This window comes from Streptomyces sp. NPDC126503 (genome assembly GCF_040302405.1).
In the GTDB taxonomy this organism is placed as follows: domain Bacteria; phylum Actinomycetota; class Actinomycetes; order Streptomycetales; family Streptomycetaceae; genus Streptomyces; species Streptomyces gulbargensis.
On sequence record NZ_JBEORS010000002.1, the window covers coordinates 264,484 to 280,500 of the forward strand.

Here is a 16,017-nt window from a genome sequence, read left to right on the forward strand (position 1 = left end):
GAGTGCCGGAGCAGTCCGGAAGGAGGGACGTCGATGAGCACGAAGGACTTCGTCGAGAAGGACTACTACAAGGTCCTCGGCGTCCCCAAGGACGCCACCGAGGCCGAGATCAAGAAGGCGTACCGGAAGCTCGCCCGCGAGAACCACCCGGACGCCAACAAGGGTGACGTCAAGGCCGAGGAGCGTTTCAAGGAGATCTCCGAGGCCAACGACATCCTCGGTGACCCCAAGAAGCGCAAGGAGTACGACGAGGCGCGCGCCCTCTTCGGGAACGGCGGCTTCCGGGCCGGCGGCCCGGGCGGCGGCTCGTTCAACTTCGACCTGGGCGACCTCTTCGGCGGCGCCCAGGGCGGTCCCGCCGGGGCCGGCGGCTTCGGCGGCGGCCTCGGGGACGTCTTCGGCGGACTGTTCAACCGCGGCGGCGCGGGTGCCCGCACCCAGCCCCGCCGCGGCGCCGACATCGAGTCCGAGGTGACGCTCAGCTTCACCGAGGCCATCGAGGGCGCGACCGTACCGCTGCGGATGTCCAGCCAGCAGCCGTGCGCGGCGTGTTCGGGCACCGGCGACAAGAACGGCACCCCCCGGGTGTGCCCGACCTGCGTCGGCACCGGACAGGTCTCGCGCGGCAGCGGCGGCGGCTTCTCGCTCACCGACCCGTGCGTGGACTGCAAGGGCCGCGGCCTGATCGCCGAGAACCCGTGCGAGGTCTGCAAGGGCAGCGGGCGGGCCAAGTCCTCCCGCACCATGCAGGTCCGCATCCCGGCGGGCGTGTCCGACGGCCAGAAGATCCGGCTGCGGGGCAAGGGCGCGCCGGGCGAGCGCGGCGGGCCCAACGGCGACCTGTTCGTCGTGGTGCACGTCGACGCCCACCCGGTCTTCGGCCGCAAGGACGACAACCTGACCGTCACGGTGCCGGTCTCCTTCGTGGAGGCGGCGCTCGGCGGCGAGATCAAGGTGCCGACGCTCGGCGGCCCCGCGGTCACCCTCAAGCTGCCCGCGGGCACTCCGAACGGCCGCACCATGCGCGCCCGTGGCAAGGGCGCGGTCCGCAAGGACGGCACCCGCGGCGACCTCCTCGTGACGATCGAGGTCGCGGTGCCGAAGGAGCTGGACGACAAGGCCCGTGAGGCCCTGGAGACCTACCGCGAGGCGACGGCCTCGGAGGACCCGAGGGCGGAGCTGTTCCAGGCAGCGAAGGGAGCGTGACCCGGTGGAAGGGCGCCGACGCAATCCGTACGAACTGACCGACGAGACCCCGGTGTACGTCATCTCGGTGGCGGCCCAGCTCTCGGGTCTGCATCCGCAGACCCTGCGGCAGTACGACCGCCTCGGTCTGGTCTCCCCCGACCGCACGGCGGGCCGCGGGCGGCGCTACTCGGCCCGGGACATCGAACTGCTCCGCCAAGTGCAGCAGTTGTCGCAGGACGAGGGCATCAATCTGGCCGGAATCAAGCGCATCATCGAGCTGGAGAACCAGGTCGCGGCGCTGCAGAACCGGGTCGCGGAGCTGACCGCCGCGGTCGAGGGCGCGGCGGCGGCGATGCGGCAGCGCGAGGCTCAGGTCCACGCCTCGTACCGGCGGGATCTGGTGCCCTATCAGGACGTGCAGCAGGCGAGCGCGCTGGTGGTCTGGCGGCCGGGGCGCGGCGACTGACCTCGCCGGCTGCCGGTGATCGAGAGGCCCCTCCACGGGTGTGGAGGGGCCTCTCGCCGTACGGGGCCCGGGTTCAGGGGATCAGCTCGGAGACGATGTCGCCGACGGTCTCGAACCAGGGCGCGGCCCCGGTGCCGAAGGCGGCGGCCAGGGCGGTGCCGACGGCGATGTCCAGGGGTGTCGCGCCGTCCTCCCAGGTGTCGGTGACCCGCCCGTCCCCGGAGGAGATCAGGCTGCCGACGCGCCGCCCGTCGCGGGTCAGCCGGCTGGTGTCGTACGAGGTCGGTACGAGCCGGTGGCGGTGGCCGCCGGTCCGTACGTCCACCCGGTACGAGCGCCGCAGCAGCCGTCCTCGGGCCGGCCGGACGACGGCGGGCTCGCCGTCCACGGTGAGCCGCAGGAGGGCCGCCTCGCGGGTGCCGATGGGCGTGTGGGCGTCGGGGCGGGTCCCGGGCGCGCGCACCAGCTCCACGGTGGGCAGCCCGTGCCCCGAGACGCGCAGGGTCCCGGCGGGGCCGTCGAGGTCGATCTGTACGTACATGGGGTGAGGGTCCAAGGGGCGGGCGTCGGGGCGCGGGCGCGTCTCGCGCCGGGCGTCCGGGGGCGGGCGGGGGCTCAGGCGTCCTGGTCGAGGATGCCGGAGCGGGCGATGAGGTAGCCGAGCTGGGCGCGGCTGCCGCTGCCGAGGGCGGCGGCGAGTTTCGCGATGTGGGCGCGGCAGGTGCGGACGTTCATGCCGAGCCGGCGGGCGATGGCCTCGTCGACGTGGCCTTCGACGAGGAGGCGGGCGATGGAGCGCTGCACGCCGCTGATGTCGTCGGTCTTGATGTCGTAGGGGATCTCCTCGCGGATCGGCACGGCCAGCTGCCAGAACTGGTCGAAGACGCCGCCGAGGTAGGCGACCAGGCCGGGGTGGCGGAGTTCCAGGGCGACCTGGCGGTCGCTGCGGGCCGGGATGAAGGCCACCTCGCGGTCCACGATGATGAGCCGGTCGATGATCTGTTCCAGCGTGCGGACCTGGACCTCGGGGCCGACGTGTTCCAGGTAGGCCAGGGTGAGTTCGGTGTGGCGCGCGGTGTGCTGGTAGAGCGTGCGCATGTCGATGCCGCGGCCGAGGAGCGGGGAGACCCGCTGGAGGGCCTCGCTCAGGGCGTGGGCGGGACGGCCGCCACCGGGCTGGACGGTGAGGAGTTCCTTGCGGCAGTTGGCGACGACCCGGTCGAGGGTGGTGTTGATCCGGTCGATGCCTTCGAGCACCGTGATGGCATGGGTGTTGGCGGAGTCGAGGGCGCTGATGGCCATGAACGGCTCGAACGCGTCGGAGAGGGCGACCGTGAGCCGGCGGCGTTCGAGGATCTCGCGTTCGATGGGCTGCAGAAGCTGGGCCAGCGCGGCGGAGGGCGGAACCGGCCGGAGCCACTGGGCGTCGTCCGGGTCGGGGTGGAGCAGGGAGAGGTCGAGCAGGCAGGGCGCCGCGACCGCGTCTGACCGGGGTATTCGCCCGGTCCGCAGGGCGGACGCGTACAGCTCGGTGCCTGCCTCGCAGAGCTCCGCGTGCGAATGAGGGTGACCGGTTTCGTCCGCTTGTTTCCGCATATGTACACCCCCAGGCTCCTGCATCTCAGGAACATGATGCCTGGGTTTGGTGGTGCAGGCGCAGAGAGTAAGTCATCGTCTTGTCTCGCGGGGGTCGGAAAGAGACGTTGTGAGAGACGTTGTCTTCAAGTGAGGTTGTTCGGTGATGATGAAGAAGCTCATAAGCGCAGTGGCCGGAGTCGCCTTCATCGCGGCTGCCGCAGTGGGCGTGGCCGGGGGAGTGCAGGACCCCGGCTGGCACTCGGAGCCGGCGGGCGTGACGGCCGCCGACCCGGGCTGGCACCTCGCACCCGCCGACGTGACGACCGCACTCGGCGACCCGGGCTGGCACGTCGCGCCGGCCGAGCTCGACGACCCCGGCTGGAGCTAAGCGGGCTCATGAACGTTCCCGACGACCCCAGGTTCCGGCGCGAGATGGCGAGCGCCTACCGCTCGGGGTGGCACTTCATCGATCTCGTCACCGCGGTGCCGCACCGTGGCGAGTCGTTGATGGTCACCCTCTTCGGTGAGCCGATCCTCGTGAGGCGCGAGGACGACGAGGAGATTCGCGCCTACCGCTGCCTCCGCCGTCCCCGCGGCGCCCCGCAGCCCATCCGCTGTGCCATCCGGTACGGCATGATCTTCGTCAATCTCGACCAGCGGGACCACCAGCTGATCGAGGCAGAGACCATCACCGCCACCCCCCGCAGTGCCTGAGCGATTCCCCCGTCGTTACAAGTCGCTCAGGTACTTCCCCCACACAGCGGCGCCATCGCGGACCTGAAACGCGATGGCGCCGCTGTGCTGCGTCCACGACCCCCGGGCGCCCGCGCACCGCGCGCCGGGCTCCGCGTGCGTCAGGCGCGGCCCATCGCCCGGGTGAGGGCGATCTCGATGACGACCCGGTCCGGGTTCGGGCTGGGCGTGCGCCCGTAGCGCTCGGCGTAGCGGGCGACCGCGTCCGCGACCGTCTCCGCGTCCGTACGGATGCGCGCGACGCCCTCCAGGGTGGCCCAGCGCCCCTTGTCGACCTGGCAGACCGCCACGCGCGCGCCCTCCGCGCCGGCCGCCAGGATGTTCGCCACCTTCCGGCTGTTCTTGTTGGTGATGACCCGCGCGATGCCCTTCTCGCCGCCCTCGGGGTCGTAGGTGACGCCGACCGCGACCACGTGCGGGGTGCCGTCCGGGCGGGGTGTGGTGAGCGTGCACATGTGGTATTCGCGCCAGAAGGCGAGATACGAGTCGCTGGGGTTGCGCGGGTCGGTGGCCATGCCCCGGAAACTACCCGCCGCGGGGCTCCCGCCGACACCTTGAGCGGAATAGACTCAACTTTGTGTACGTTGGAAGGGTCAGAGAAGAGGGACATCCCGAAGGACCCACGACGTCGAGGAGGAGCACCGCACCGTGGACGCCGAACTGACCAACAGGAGCCGCGACGCGATCAACGCGGCCACGAGCCGCGCCGTGTCCGGCGGACACCCGGATCTCACCCCGGCCCATCTCCTGCTCGCCCTGCTGGCCGGTCAGGACAACGAGAACATCACCGACCTGCTGGCCGCCGTCGAGGCCGACCAGGCCGCCGTCCGCGCGGGCGCCGAGCGGCTCCTCGCCGCCCAGCCCAGCGTCACCGGGTCCACGGTCGCGCCTCCGCAGCCCAACCGGGACTTCCTGGCCGTCATCGCCGACGCCGACCGCCGGGCCAAGGAGCTCGGCGACGACTACCTGTCGACGGAGCACCTGCTCATCGGCATCGCCGCGAAGGGCGGGCCGGCGGGTGAGATCCTCGACCGGCAGGGCGCGAGCGCGTCCAAGCTGCTCGACGCGTTCGAGAAGACCAGGGGAGGACGCCGGGTGACCACTCCCGACCCGGAGGGGCAGTACAAGGCGCTGGAGAAGTTCGGTACGGACTTCACGGCCGCCGCGCGCGAGGGCCGGCTCGACCCGGTCATCGGCCGCGACCACGAGATCCGGCGGGTCGTGCAGGTGCTGTCCCGCCGCACCAAGAACAACCCCGTCCTCATCGGCGAGCCCGGCGTCGGCAAGACCGCCGTCGTCGAGGGCCTCGCCCAGCGCATCGTCAAGGGCGACGTGCCCGAGTCGCTGAAGAACAAGCGGCTGGTCTCCCTCGACCTCGGCGCGATGGTCGCGGGCGCCAAGTACCGCGGCGAGTTCGAGGAACGGCTGAAGACCGTCCTCTCCGAGATCAAGGAGAGCGACGGCCAGATCATCACCTTCATCGACGAGCTGCACACGGTCGTCGGCGCGGGCGCCGGCGGCGACTCCGCCATGGACGCCGGCAACATGCTGAAGCCGATGCTGGCCCGCGGCGAGCTGCGCATGGTGGGCGCGACCACGCTCGACGAGTACCGCGAGCGGATCGAGAAGGACCCCGCCCTGGAGCGCCGCTTCCAGCAGGTCCTGGTGGCCGAGCCCTCCGTCGAGGACACGATCGCGATCCTCCGCGGTCTCAAGGGCCGGTACGAGGCCCACCACAAGGTGCAGATCAACGACTCCGCCCTGGTGGCCGCCGCGACCCTCTCCGACCGGTACATCACCTCCCGCTTCCTGCCGGACAAGGCCATCGACCTGGTGGACGAGGCCGCCTCCCGGCTCCGCATGGAGATCGACTCCTCGCCCGTCGAGATCGACGAGCTGCAGCGCTCGGTCGACCGGCTCCGCATGGAGGAGCTGGCCCTGAAGAACGAGACGGACGAGGGCAGCAAGCAGCGCCTGGAGAAGCTGCGCCGCGACCTCGCCGACCGCGAGGAGGAGCTGCGCGGCCTGACCGCCCGCTGGGAGAAGGAGAAGCAGTCCCTCAACCGGGTCGGTGAGCTGAAGGAGCGGCTGGACGAGGCCCGGGGCCGCGCCGAGCGCGCCCAGCGCGACGGGGACTTCGACACCGCGTCCAAGCTGCTGTACGGCGAGATCCCCGCCCTGGAGCGGGAGCTGGAGGAGGCCAGCGAGGCCGAGGCCCAGCAGGAGGCGTCGAAGGACACCATGGTCAAGGAGGAGGTCGGCCCGGACGACATCGCGGACGTGGTCGGCGCCTGGACGGGCATCCCCGCCGGCCGCCTCCTGGAGGGCGAGACGCAGAAGCTGCTGCGGATGGAGGACGAGCTCGGCAGGCGGCTGATCGGCCAGACCGAGGCCGTACGGGCCGTCTCCGACGCCGTGCGCCGCACCCGCGCGGGCATCGCGGATCCCGACCGGCCGACGGGCTCCTTCCTGTTCCTCGGCCCGACCGGCGTCGGCAAGACGGAGCTGGCGAAGGCGCTCGCGGACTTCCTGTTCGACGACGAGCGGGCCATGGTCCGCATCGACATGTCGGAGTACTCCGAGAAGCACTCGGTCGCCCGGCTGGTCGGCGCGCCCCCCGGCTACGTCGGCTACGAGGAGGGCGGTCAGCTCACGGAGGCGGTGCGGCGGCGCCCGTACAGCGTGGTGCTCCTGGACGAGGTGGAGAAGGCGCACCCGGAGGTCTTCGACATCCTGCTCCAGGTCCTGGACGACGGCCGTCTCACCGACGGGCAGGGCCGGACCGTGGACTTCCGCAACACGATCCTGATCCTCACCTCGAACCTGGGCAGCCAGTACCTCGTGGACCCCCTGTCCTCCGCCGAGGAGAAGAAGGAGCAGGTCCTGGAGGTCGTGCGGGCGAGCTTCAAGCCGGAGTTCCTCAACCGGCTGGACGACCTGGTGGTCTTCTCCGCGCTGGACAAGACCGAGCTGGGCCGGATCGCGCAGCTCCAGATCGGCCGCCTCGCCAAGCGGCTGGCCGAGCGCCGGCTCACCCTGGACGTCACCCCGGCGGCCCTGGAGTGGCTGGCCGACGAGGGCAACGACCCGGCGTACGGTGCCCGGCCGCTGCGCCGGCTGATCCAGACGGCGATCGGCGACCGGCTCGCCAGGGAGATCCTGGCGGGCGAGGTCCGCGACGGCGACACCGTCCGGGTCGACCGCTTCGAGGACGGCCTGATCGTCGGTCCGGCCACGGCCTGAGCCCCCCGCCCGGGCCCTTCGCGGGGGGCCCGGGCGCCCTCACGGGGGCGAGATCGTGTCAGCCGGGAGCGGATCTCCGCGGATGTCGCGTGGCGGGGCTTGCCACCTACCGCCCGGCATGGGGGAGGATGGCGGGCATCCGTACGAAGGGAAATACACGGTGAGCATCGACCCGTCCTCGATTCCGAATTTCGGGGGCCAGCCCCAGCCTCAGGCCGCAGGACCGGCGGGCCCCGTCGTCCCCGACCAGGACCTGGTCAAGCAGCTCCTCGACCAGATGGAGCTGAAGTACGTCGTCGACGACGAGGGTGACCTCGCGGCGCCGTGGGAGGAATTCCGCACGTACTTCATGTTCCGCGGAGAGGACGAGCAGCAGGTCTTCTCGGTGCGCACGTTCTACGACCGTCCGCACTCGGCCGACGACCGCGCCAAGATCCTGGACGCGATCGACGACTGGAACCGCCGCACCCTGTGGCCCAAGGTCTACACGCACCTCCACGAGGACGAGGACGGCTCCGCCACCCTCCGCCTCATCGGTGAGGCCCAGATGCTGATCGGCACGGGCGTCGCCCTGGAGCACTTCGTGTCCTCCACGGTCAGCTGGGTCCGCGCCTCGATCGAGTTCGACAAGTGGATCGTGGAGCAGTTCGGCCTCGCCTCCCCGGAGGACAAGGCCGAGGGCGACCAGTAGTCCCCGAGCCCCACACGCGGCGGAGCCCGGTCCCCACGAGGGGGCCGGGCTCCGGTGTGTGCGCCAAGTGGCTCAGGCGAGGCGCTTGAGGCGCGTGACGGCCTCCTCCAGGACCTCGGTGCGCTTGCAGAAGGCGAAGCGGACGAAGGGGGCGCCCTGGTCGCGGTGGTCGTAGAAGACGGCGTTGGGGATGGCGACGACGCCCGCCCGGTCGGGGAGGGAGCGGCAGAAGGCGAAGCCGTCGGTGGCGCCGAGGGGGCGGATGTCGGTGGTGACGAAGTAGGTGCCGGCCGGGCGGTAGACCTCGAAGCCGGCCTGGGCGAGCCCCTCGCACAGCAGGTCCCGCTTGGCGCTCAGGTCCGCGCGGAGGCCGTCGAAGTAGGCGGCGGGAAGACGCAGGGCCTCGGCGACCGCGTACTGGAACGGTCCGGAGGACACGTACGTGAGGAACTGCTTCGCGGAGCGGACGGCGGCGGTCAGCCCGGGGCTCGCGGTGATCCAGCCGACCTTCCAGCCGGTGAACGAGAACGTCTTGCCGGCGGAGCCGATGGTGACGGTCCGCTCCCGCATGCCGGGCAGGCTCGCGATCGGCACGTGCTCGGCCCCGTCGAAGACCAGGTGCTCGTAGACCTCGTCGGTCACGACGAGCAGGTCCCGCTCGACGGCCAGCTCGGCGATCGCCGTCAGCTCGGCCCGGGTGAGGACGGTGCCGGTGGGGTTGTGCGGGGTGTTGAGGAGGATCAGCCGGGTGCGGTCGGTGACGGCGGCCCGGAGTTCGTCCAGGTCGAAGACGTAGGTGCCCTCGTGCGGCCGGAGGGTGACGGGGACGCGGGTGCCGCCGGCCATGGCGACGCAGGCCGCGTACGAGTCGTAGTACGGCTCCAGGGCGACGACCTCGTCCCCCGGCTCGACCAGCGCGAGGAGCGCCGCGGCGATGGCCTCGGTCGCGCCGGCCGTGACCAGGACCTCCGTGTCGGGGTCGTACACCAGGCCGTACCGCTCGCGCTGGTGGTCGGCGACGGCGGTGCGCAGTTCGGGGACGCCGGGGCCGGGCGGGTACTGGTTCCCGTGGCCCTCCCGCAGCGCGCGGACCGCGGCCTCCCGGATCTCCTCCGGGCCGTCGGTGTCGGGGAAGCCCTGACCGAGGTTGATCGAACCGGTCCGGGCGGCGAGCGCGGACATCTCGGCGAAGATCGTCGTGCCGAACTCGGCGAGGCGGCGGTTGAGCGGCGGTCGTGTCATGACCGTCATCCTGGGGGGAAGCTCTGGACTTGCTCAAGTGCGCTTTGGCGCGGGCTCCGTGAGGGGATCGCCCTGGCATGAACATCGCACTCTTCGTCCTCGGCATCGCGCTGGTGCTGGGGGCCGTCGTGGGGGTCGTGGCCCGGGGGCTGCGCACCACCGGTGACGCGCGCGGCGCGGACAGCTGGTGGGCGGGCCCGGCCGGTGCCTCCGGCGCGGCGTCCTCCTCCACGTCCTCGGCGGCGTCCTCGTCGTCCTCGTGCGGGTCCGGGGACCCGGCCGCCTCGTCGTGTTCCTCCTCCTCGTCCTGCTCCTCCTCGTGCTCGTCCTCGTGCTCCAGCTCGTCCTCCTCGTGCAGCTGAAAGGTGTGTGGTTCCCATGGGCGGTCTTGTCGCGATCTTCGGTCTGATCATCCTCGTCGGCGTGGTCTCCACCGTCCGTCACCGGTTCTCCGGCCCGAGGCGCAAGCGCCGCGGCTGGGGCGACGGCGGCGGGGGCGGCGGTTGCGGCGGCGGCAGCTCCTGGGGCTGCGGCGGTGGCGGCGGGTGCGGAGGAGGGGGTGGAGGCGACTGAGACACCGGAGACGAGTGATCGGCCGGAAGCTCAGGACTGGTCGGAGACGATCGATTCCGATTGAACAATTGAACTGTGGTGTCCCCGAAGGGGTTGGAAAACACAGCAAGTTGGGTAAAAACGCTGCGAGTCGCTCGGCGTCCGTGGTTCTCTCGCTCCTGACAGAGACAGCCCTCGGACCGTGTGTGGACCCGAGCCGGCGATCCCCCACTCCCGTTGAACCCTTCTCCGGGGCGCCCCCGGCCCACCCGTCAAACCGTGTTTGCGGAGCCGACCCATGCTCACGACCCTGAAGACCTCGTACACCGATACGCGCGCGGCCGATCTGGCCTGGGCGCTCGGGCGGGAGCCGCTGCCCGCCCTCGCCGTGCTCGACCTCGAACTCTCCGGCGCCAAGCTCCAGTTGAGACTGCTCGGCGCCTCCCATCAGGTTCTCCTGGAGGAGGAGGGGCGGACGTGTTCGGAAACCGTCGCCTGTATGCCGGGCAGCAGCACCCCCCTTCCGCTCGGCGTCTCCAAGCGCGTCGGCGAATGGGACTACGAATTCGCCGCCCGCGTCGAGACGCTCTCGCACGGCTCCTTCGCGGGCCGCGCCCAGGAGTTGCTCGCCCTGGTGGCCGACCATCCCCACGGCCTCGCGGGGACGTTCCCCGGCTCCCCGCACGCCTTCACGGCGATGCTGGCGCAGCGCCACGAGGGCCAGGTGCGCTGGCGGACCTGGCACGCCTACCCGCAGGAAGGACAGCTGGTGGTCACCAGGACCCGTCTCGGCGCACGTATGCCCGCGACACTCTGATGCGCCCTCCCGGCGCTCCAGGTGCACTCGTGTGGGTGACAAGGGGTGCGCGGGGTGTGACGTAGCGTTACGGCCATGATCGAGCCGACCGTGACCATGCCACGCACGAGGGTGCGGCGGCGGCCGCCCGTGCCGCCGCGCGACACGGTGCGGTACCCGGTCCTGGCCGTGGTGTTCGTCTGCGCCGCCTGCGGGCTGGTCTACGAGCTCGAACTCGTGGCCCTGGCCTCGTACTTGATCGGCGACTCGGTCACCCAGGCCTCCGTCGTGCTCTCCGTGATGGTCTTCGCGATGGGAGTGGGCTCGCTCCTCGCCAAGCGGCTGCGCTGCCGTGCCGCCGTCGGCTTCGGCCTGGTCGAGGGCGGGCTCGCGCTCGTCGGCGGCTGCTCGGCCATGGCGCTGTACGCGGCCTTCGCCTGGCTCGGCGAGTCACGCTACGTGCTGGTCGCGTTCTCGCTCGCCATCGGGGTGCTCATCGGCGCCGAGATCCCGCTGCTCATGTCGCTCCTGCAGCGGGATGCCGGCCGGGCGGCCGGACCGGCCGCCCGGCGCGCGGGGCGCCCGGCGGGCGGGCGCGCGTCGGGGGAGCCGGACGACGCGGCGGGGACCGTCGCCGACCTGTTCGCCGCCGACTACGTGGGCGCCCTCGTCGGCGGACTCGCCTTCCCCTTCCTCCTGCTGCCCTGGCTCGGGCAGCTGAGCGGCGCGCTCGTCACGGGCGCGGTCAACGTGGTCGCGGGCGGCGGCCTCGTCCTGTGGTTCTTCCGGCGCGAACTGACCGCCCGCTCCCGCGCCCTGCTGCTCACCGTCAACCTCGCCGTCCTCGCCGTCCTCGCCACCGCCACCGCGCTGGTCGGCGACTTCGAGGAGGCCGCGCGCCGGGCGGTGTACGGGGACGCGGTGCGGGTCGCCGTCCACACCGACCTGCAGGAGGTCGTGCTGACCGGGGCCGCGGGGGAACCGCCCGACCTCTTCCTCGACGGCCGGCTGCGGGTCTCCGGCCGCGACGAGTACCGGTACCACGAGGCCCTGGTCCACCCGGTGATGAACGGGCCGCACGCCCGCGTCCTGATCGTCGGCGGCGGGGACGGGCTCGCCGCCCGCGAGGTGCTGCGCTACCCCGGGGTCCGGTCCGTGACCGTCGTGGAGCTCGACCCCGGCGTCGTACGGCTCGCCCGCACCGATCCGGCCCTCGCCCGCCTCAACGGGCACGCCTACCGGGACCCGCGGGTACGGGTGGTCCACGAGGACGCCTTCCACTGGCTGCGACAGGCCGCCGACCGCGTGCGGGAGCGGTACGACGTGCTGATCTCCGACCTCCCCGACCCCGGCATCACCCCCAGCACCAAGCTGTACGCGCAGGAGTTCTACGGACTCGCGGCCCGGTCCCTCGCGCCCGCCGGGCGGCTCGTCGTCCACGCCGGTTCGGTCACCGACCGGCCCCGCGCCTACTGGACCGTGGACGCCACCCTGCGTGCCGCCGGGTACGCCACCCGTCCGTACAGCGCCGGGGGCCGCAGGCCGGGTTTCGCCGCCGGGCCCGACCGCGCCGACCGGACCAGCGGGACCGGGCGCGGCCCGGGGGACTGGGGGTTCGTCCTGGCCGTCCCCGGACCGCGCCCGCCCGTCCTCGGGCTCGCCCCCGGCGCGCCCCGGCTCCGTTCCCTGGGGCCCGGCACCCTCGTGGCGGCGGCGCACCGGGCCGAGCGGACCCGGTGGACCGGGCTGCCGCCGTCGACCCTGGTGCACCCCCGGTACGGCGGCTGAACGCGAACCGCACGGCGCCGCCCGGCGCCGACAGGCGACGCCGCGCCCCGCTCTGAGTAGGCTCGGCTCCCATGGAGCATGAGGTGTTCGTCCCGGTCCCGGCCGAAGCCCTGCGCGCGACGCTCGCGGATCCCGCGCGGGTGGCGCGCTGCGTGCCCGGACTCCAGCGGGACGCCGACGCGGAGGCGGACCCGCTGTCGGGCCGGCTCAAGGTCCGCGTGGGTGGCCACACCATCACGTACCGGGGCTCCGTGCGCATCGTCGAACGGGACGGCGCCCTCACGTACGAGGGCCGCGGCACGGAGGTGCGCGGCCAGGGGACGGCCGAGATCTCGCTCACCGTCGTCCTCACCCCGCTGGCCGAGGGCACCGGCCTCGGTTTCACCGGTGCCCTGGAGGCGACCGGCCGGCTGGCCGAGGCCACGGAGCAGGCGCGGGCCACGGCGGGCGCGCGCATCCTCGACCGGTTCGTGGAGTCCCTCACCGCCCTGGCGGACGACACGCCGCCGGAAGCGGAAGCGGAAGCGGAAGCGGAAGCGGGAGAAGGGGCGGGGCCGGAGGTGGCGGAGGACCGGGCCGGCACCGCCCGGGAGCCGCGCCCGGAGGCCGACAGCGACGACGACGGTGTGGACGACGGGATCGAGGAGCCGGGGCGGCCCTCCGTCTTCGACACCCCCGTCCCGCCCCCCGCGCTCGACCCGCTGCTCGACGAGGACTTCCCCGGCCTCCCCGACGTACCGGACGTCGTCGATGTCCCCGACACCCCGGCCGAGTTCCCCGCCCCCCAGCCCGCCGCCGAGGCCGCGCACGCCCGGCGGACGATGATCGGCCGGAGCGCGGAGGAGGTCGACCACGCGCCGCCGCGCGGCCGGTACGCCCCCGTGCCCGCCCCCGAGTCGACGAACGCCGCCGCCACCCTGCGCTGGATCGCCCCCGCCGCCGCGCTCGCGCTCGCCTCGGCCGTCGTCGTGGGACGGGCGCTGCGCCGCCGTCGTTGAATCGGTCCACGGAGGCTAGGGTCGGGGCGTGAGCATGCAGACGCGACTGTCGGCGGGCGACGCCGAGTTGACCATCAACCCCGAGAACGGCTGCCGGATCGAGAGCCTGCGGATCGGCGGCACCGAGGTGCTGCGCCAGGGCGAGCGGTACGGCAGCTTCCCGATGGTGCCCTGGTGCGGGCGGACCGCGCTCGGCCGCTTCCGCGACGGGGCCACCGAGCACCGGCTGCCGGTCAACGCCGCCCCGCACGCGATCCACGGCACCGTACGGAACCTGGCCTGGAAGACGGCCCGGAGCTCCGCGACCGAGGCCGTCCTCACCTGTGAGCTCGGTGACCCCTGGCCGTACAAGGGCCTGGTCACCCAGGTCTTCGAGCTGGCCGAGGACGCGCTCACCCTCCGGTTCGGCGTCGAGACCTACGCCGACTCCTTCCCGGCGCAGGCCGGCTGGCACCCGTGGTTCCTGCGGAACCTCGGCCACGGCGGTCAGGACGTCCGCGTCGACTTCGCGCCCGCCTGGCAGGAGGAGCGCGGCGAGGACCACATCCCCACCGGCCGGCGGATCGACCCCCTCCCGGGCCCCTGGGACGACTGCTTCGGCATGCCGGGCGGCGTGGACGTCACCCTCACCTGGCCGGGGGAGCTGGAGCTGAAGGTCACCAGCAGGTCCGAGTGGGTGGTGATCTACGACGAGCAGGCGGAGGCGGTCTGCGTCGAGCCGCAGTCCGGCCCGCCGAACGGTCTCAACACCCACCCGCGCCTGGTCACCCCGATCGACCCCCTGGAGGTCGAGAGCGTGTGGAGCTGGCGCCGCCCGTGATCCGGGCCCGGTGAGGCCGGGAGCGTGCGGAGGCGGTGGCGCCCTTAAGCTGCTGACCATGACTGACGTACGCGCTGAGCTGCTCCAGCAGATCAAGGACAAGGCCGTGGTGCACGGCAAGGTGACCCTCTCCTCGGGTCTGGAAGCCGATTACTACGTCGACCTTCGCCGGATCACCCTGGACGGTGCCGCGTCGCCGCTGGTCGGTCAGGTCATGCTCGAACTGACCGAGGACCTGGAGTTCGACGCGGTCGGCGGCCTCACGCTGGGCGCCGACCCGGTCGCGACCGCGATGCTGCACGCCTCCGCCGCGCGCGGGGAGCGCCTGGACGCCTTCGTGGTCCGCAAGGCCGCCAAGGCGCACGGCATGCAGCGCCAGGTCGAGGGCCCGGACATCAAGGGCCGCCGCGTCCTGATCGTGGAGGACACCTCCACCACCGGCGGTTCGCCGCTGACCGCCGTCGAGGCGGCGCGGGCCGCGGGCGCCGAGGTCGTCGCCGTGGCGACGATCGTGGACCGGGCCACCGGCGCTGGCGAGAAGATCAGCGGGACGGCCGGGGTGCCGTACCTCTACGCCTACGCGCTGGACGAGCTCGGCCTGGCGTAACCGCCGCGAAGTCGTGACGTGGGGGACCGGTACCGGCCCCTCCGCTCTGACCTGCGACGTTGTGAGGGGGCGGGGTGTTTCACGTGAAACACCCCGCCCCTTCGTGTGCGGTGCCCGTGGGAGCCCGGAGAAGAGTCTGGAAAGATGGGCGCGACGATGACGTCGCCCCTAGGTCAGGGACAAGCAACGCCCATACCCGCACATCACAAGGAGCGGACGAATGCCCATCGCAACCCCCGAGGTCTACAACGAGATGCTCGACCGGGCGAAGGCAGGCAAGTTCGCCTACCCGGCCATCAACGTGACCTCGTCCCAGACCCTTCACGCGGCGCTCCGCGGCTTCGCGGAGGCCGAGAGCGACGGCATCATCCAGATCTCGACCGGCGGTGCCGAGTTCCTGGGCGGCCAGCACAAGAAGGACATGGTCACGGGCGCCGTCGCCCTGGCCGAGTTCGCGCACATCGTCGCCGCGAAGTACGACATCACGGTCGCCCTGCACACCGACCACTGCCCGAAGGACAAGCTGGACGGTTACGTCCGTCCGCTGATCGAGGTCTCCGCCGAGCGCGTCGCCCGGGGCGAGAACCCGCTGTTCCAGTCCCACATGTGGGACGGTTCGGCCGAGACCCTCGCGGACAACCTGGCCATCGGCCAGGAGCTGCTCGCGAAGGCGGCCGCCGCCAAGATCATTCTTGAGGTCGAGATCACCCCGACCGGTGGCGAGGAGGACGGCGTCAGCCACGAGATCAACGACGAGCTCTACACCTCGGTCGACGACGCGATCCGCACCGCCGAGGCGCTGGGCCTGGGCGAGAAGGGCCGCTACCTGCTCGCCGCCTCCTTCGGCAACGTGCACGGCGTCTACAAGCCGGGCAACGTCGTGCTCCGCCCCGAGCTGCTGAAGGACCTCCAGGCGGGCGTCTCGGAGAAGTTCGGCAAGGCCTCCCCGTTCGACTTCGTCTTCCACGGCGGCTCCGGCTCGACCGCCGAGGAGATCGCCACCGCCATCGAGAACGGCGTGGTGAAGATGAACCTCGACACCGACACCCAGTACGCCTTCACGCGTCCGGTGGCGGACCACATGTTCAAGAACTACGACGGTGTCCTGAAGGTCGACGGCGAGGTCGGCAAGAAGTCCACCTACGACCCGCGCACCTGGGGCAAGCTGGCCGAGGCCGGCATGGCCGCCCGGGTCGCCGAGGCCTGTGTCGCGCTGCGCTCCGCCGGCAAGAAGCTGAAGTAACGCGCCGTACGCGCGGCCGGGACCCCGGCTTCGCCGCGAACGCCGGGCCCGG

General features: G+C 72.2%; 18 protein-coding genes. 14 read left to right on the forward strand and 4 right to left on the reverse strand.

Going from position 1 to position 16,017, the window contains the following annotated elements; all coding sequences use genetic code 11:
* Window positions 1-33 precede the first annotated feature (33 nt).
* Together dnaJ and ABTY40_RS04015 are read left to right on the forward strand one after the other, a co-directional pair.
* The gene (gene dnaJ / locus ABTY40_RS04010; RefSeq protein WP_352058040.1) at window positions 34-1,206 is read left to right on the forward strand and encodes a molecular chaperone DnaJ; all 1,173 of its coding nucleotides are present in this window, start codon (window positions 34-36) and stop codon (window positions 1,204-1,206) included.
* A 4-nt stretch (window positions 1,207-1,210) separates the two neighbouring features.
* Window positions 1,211-1,654, forward strand: a complete 444-nt coding sequence (locus ABTY40_RS04015; protein WP_345280044.1) for a heat shock protein transcriptional repressor HspR — start codon at window positions 1,211-1,213, stop codon at window positions 1,652-1,654.
* Window positions 1,655-1,727: 73 nt separating this feature from the next.
* On the opposite strand, the gene ABTY40_RS04020 is transcribed toward ABTY40_RS04015, so the two are convergent.
* Window positions 1,728-2,195 (reverse strand): hypothetical protein, encoded by a 468-nt coding sequence (locus ABTY40_RS04020; protein WP_352058041.1) that lies wholly within the window; start codon window positions 2,193-2,195, stop codon window positions 1,728-1,730.
* Window positions 2,196-2,269: 74 nt separating this feature from the next.
* Window positions 2,270-3,250, reverse strand: coding sequence for a helix-turn-helix transcriptional regulator (locus ABTY40_RS04025; protein ID WP_345280040.1), 981 nt, complete (start codon window positions 3,248-3,250; stop codon window positions 2,270-2,272).
* A 145-nt stretch (window positions 3,251-3,395) separates the two neighbouring features.
* On the opposite strand from ABTY40_RS04025, the gene ABTY40_RS04030 reads away from it, so the two are divergent.
* Window positions 3,396-3,620: a hypothetical protein gene (locus ABTY40_RS04030; RefSeq protein ID WP_345280038.1), complete on the forward strand. Its 225-nt coding sequence runs from the start codon at window positions 3,396-3,398 to the stop codon at window positions 3,618-3,620.
* Between the two features lie 8 nt (window positions 3,621-3,628).
* Window positions 3,629-3,946 (forward strand): (2Fe-2S)-binding protein, encoded by a 318-nt coding sequence (locus ABTY40_RS04035; RefSeq protein WP_345280036.1) that lies wholly within the window; start codon window positions 3,629-3,631, stop codon window positions 3,944-3,946.
* Window positions 3,947-4,086: 140 nt separating this feature from the next.
* Here the strand turns inward: ABTY40_RS04035 and ABTY40_RS04040 are convergent, their stop codons facing one another.
* Window positions 4,087-4,500, reverse strand: coding sequence for a pyridoxamine 5'-phosphate oxidase family protein (locus ABTY40_RS04040; RefSeq protein WP_352058042.1), 414 nt, complete (start codon window positions 4,498-4,500; stop codon window positions 4,087-4,089).
* 133 nt (window positions 4,501-4,633) lie between these two features.
* On the opposite strand from ABTY40_RS04040, the gene clpB reads away from it, so the two are divergent.
* Entirely contained in the window at window positions 4,634-7,228 is a 2,595-nt protein-coding gene (gene clpB, locus ABTY40_RS04045; protein WP_352058043.1) for an ATP-dependent chaperone ClpB, read from the forward strand.
* Between the two features lie 160 nt (window positions 7,229-7,388).
* Window positions 7,389-7,919 carry a type III secretion system chaperone family protein gene (locus ABTY40_RS04050; protein WP_309053460.1) on the forward strand — a complete coding sequence of 177 codons (531 nt, stop codon included), beginning with the start codon at window positions 7,389-7,391 and terminating at the stop codon, window positions 7,917-7,919.
* Window positions 7,920-7,991: 72 nt separating this feature from the next.
* On the opposite strand, the gene ABTY40_RS04055 is transcribed toward ABTY40_RS04050, so the two are convergent.
* The gene (locus tag ABTY40_RS04055) at window positions 7,992-9,170 is read right to left on the reverse strand and encodes a pyridoxal phosphate-dependent aminotransferase (protein WP_352058044.1); all 1,179 of its coding nucleotides are present in this window, start codon (window positions 9,168-9,170) and stop codon (window positions 7,992-7,994) included.
* A 68-nt stretch (window positions 9,171-9,238) separates the two neighbouring features.
* Between ABTY40_RS04055 and ABTY40_RS04060 the strand changes: the two genes are divergently transcribed.
* The 8 genes from ABTY40_RS04060 (at window position 9,239) to fbaA (ending at window position 15,965) form a co-directional block, all read left to right on the forward strand.
* A complete protein-coding gene (locus ABTY40_RS04060; RefSeq protein WP_352058045.1) occupies window positions 9,239-9,523 on the forward strand; it encodes a hypothetical protein in 285 nt (94 codons plus the stop codon).
* A gap of 16 nt (window positions 9,524-9,539) precedes the next feature.
* Entirely contained in the window at window positions 9,540-9,734 is a 195-nt protein-coding gene (locus ABTY40_RS04065) for a hypothetical protein (RefSeq protein ID WP_352058046.1), read from the forward strand.
* A 277-nt stretch (window positions 9,735-10,011) separates the two neighbouring features.
* Window positions 10,012-10,530: a DUF2617 family protein gene (locus tag ABTY40_RS04070; RefSeq protein ID WP_345280021.1), complete on the forward strand. Its 519-nt coding sequence runs from the start codon at window positions 10,012-10,014 to the stop codon at window positions 10,528-10,530.
* A 75-nt stretch (window positions 10,531-10,605) separates the two neighbouring features.
* Window positions 10,606-12,297 carry a polyamine aminopropyltransferase gene (locus ABTY40_RS04075; protein WP_502990482.1) on the forward strand — a complete coding sequence of 564 codons (1,692 nt, stop codon included), beginning with the start codon at window positions 10,606-10,608 and terminating at the stop codon, window positions 12,295-12,297.
* A gap of 71 nt (window positions 12,298-12,368) precedes the next feature.
* Window positions 12,369-13,295, forward strand: a complete 927-nt coding sequence (locus tag ABTY40_RS04080) for an SRPBCC family protein (protein WP_352058047.1) — start codon at window positions 12,369-12,371, stop codon at window positions 13,293-13,295.
* A gap of 34 nt (window positions 13,296-13,329) precedes the next feature.
* Entirely contained in the window at window positions 13,330-14,115 is a 786-nt protein-coding gene (locus ABTY40_RS04085; RefSeq protein WP_352058234.1) for an aldose epimerase family protein, read from the forward strand.
* Window positions 14,116-14,173: 58 nt separating this feature from the next.
* A complete protein-coding gene (gene pyrE / locus ABTY40_RS04090; protein WP_352058048.1) occupies window positions 14,174-14,722 on the forward strand; it encodes an orotate phosphoribosyltransferase in 549 nt (182 codons plus the stop codon).
* Between the two features lie 220 nt (window positions 14,723-14,942).
* Window positions 14,943-15,965 (forward strand): class II fructose-bisphosphate aldolase, encoded by a 1,023-nt coding sequence (gene fbaA / locus ABTY40_RS04095; RefSeq protein WP_345280015.1) that lies wholly within the window; start codon window positions 14,943-14,945, stop codon window positions 15,963-15,965.
* Window positions 15,966-16,017 lie beyond the last annotated feature (52 nt).

Bases quoted from the DNA above. Each gene is read 5' to 3' on its own strand.
- dnaJ (WP_352058040.1), top strand. From the start codon at position 34: ATGAGCACGAAGGACTTCGTCGAGAAGGACTACTACAAGGTCCTCGGC.
- ABTY40_RS04020 (WP_352058041.1), bottom strand. From the start codon at position 2,195: ATGTACGTACAGATCGACCTCGACGGCCCCGCCGGGACCCTGCGCGTC.
- ABTY40_RS04025 (WP_345280040.1), bottom strand. From the start codon at position 3,250: ATGCGGAAACAAGCGGACGAAACCGGTCACCCTCATTCGCACGCGGAG.
- ABTY40_RS04030 (WP_345280038.1), top strand. From the start codon at position 3,396: ATGATGAAGAAGCTCATAAGCGCAGTGGCCGGAGTCGCCTTCATCGCG.
- ABTY40_RS04035 (WP_345280036.1), top strand. From the start codon at position 3,629: ATGAACGTTCCCGACGACCCCAGGTTCCGGCGCGAGATGGCGAGCGCC.
- ABTY40_RS04040 (WP_352058042.1), bottom strand. From the start codon at position 4,500: ATGGCCACCGACCCGCGCAACCCCAGCGACTCGTATCTCGCCTTCTGG.
- ABTY40_RS04055 (WP_352058044.1), bottom strand. From the start codon at position 9,170: ATGACGGTCATGACACGACCGCCGCTCAACCGCCGCCTCGCCGAGTTC.
- ABTY40_RS04060 (WP_352058045.1), top strand. From the start codon at position 9,239: ATGAACATCGCACTCTTCGTCCTCGGCATCGCGCTGGTGCTGGGGGCC.
- ABTY40_RS04065 (WP_352058046.1), top strand. From the start codon at position 9,540: ATGGGCGGTCTTGTCGCGATCTTCGGTCTGATCATCCTCGTCGGCGTG.
- ABTY40_RS04070 (WP_345280021.1), top strand. From the start codon at position 10,012: ATGCTCACGACCCTGAAGACCTCGTACACCGATACGCGCGCGGCCGAT.
- ABTY40_RS04075 (WP_502990482.1), top strand. From the start codon at position 10,606: ATGATCGAGCCGACCGTGACCATGCCACGCACGAGGGTGCGGCGGCGG.
- ABTY40_RS04080 (WP_352058047.1), top strand. From the start codon at position 12,369: ATGGAGCATGAGGTGTTCGTCCCGGTCCCGGCCGAAGCCCTGCGCGCG.
- ABTY40_RS04085 (WP_352058234.1), top strand. From the start codon at position 13,330: ATGCAGACGCGACTGTCGGCGGGCGACGCCGAGTTGACCATCAACCCC.
- pyrE (WP_352058048.1), top strand. From the start codon at position 14,174: ATGACTGACGTACGCGCTGAGCTGCTCCAGCAGATCAAGGACAAGGCC.
- fbaA (WP_345280015.1), top strand. From the start codon at position 14,943: ATGCCCATCGCAACCCCCGAGGTCTACAACGAGATGCTCGACCGGGCG.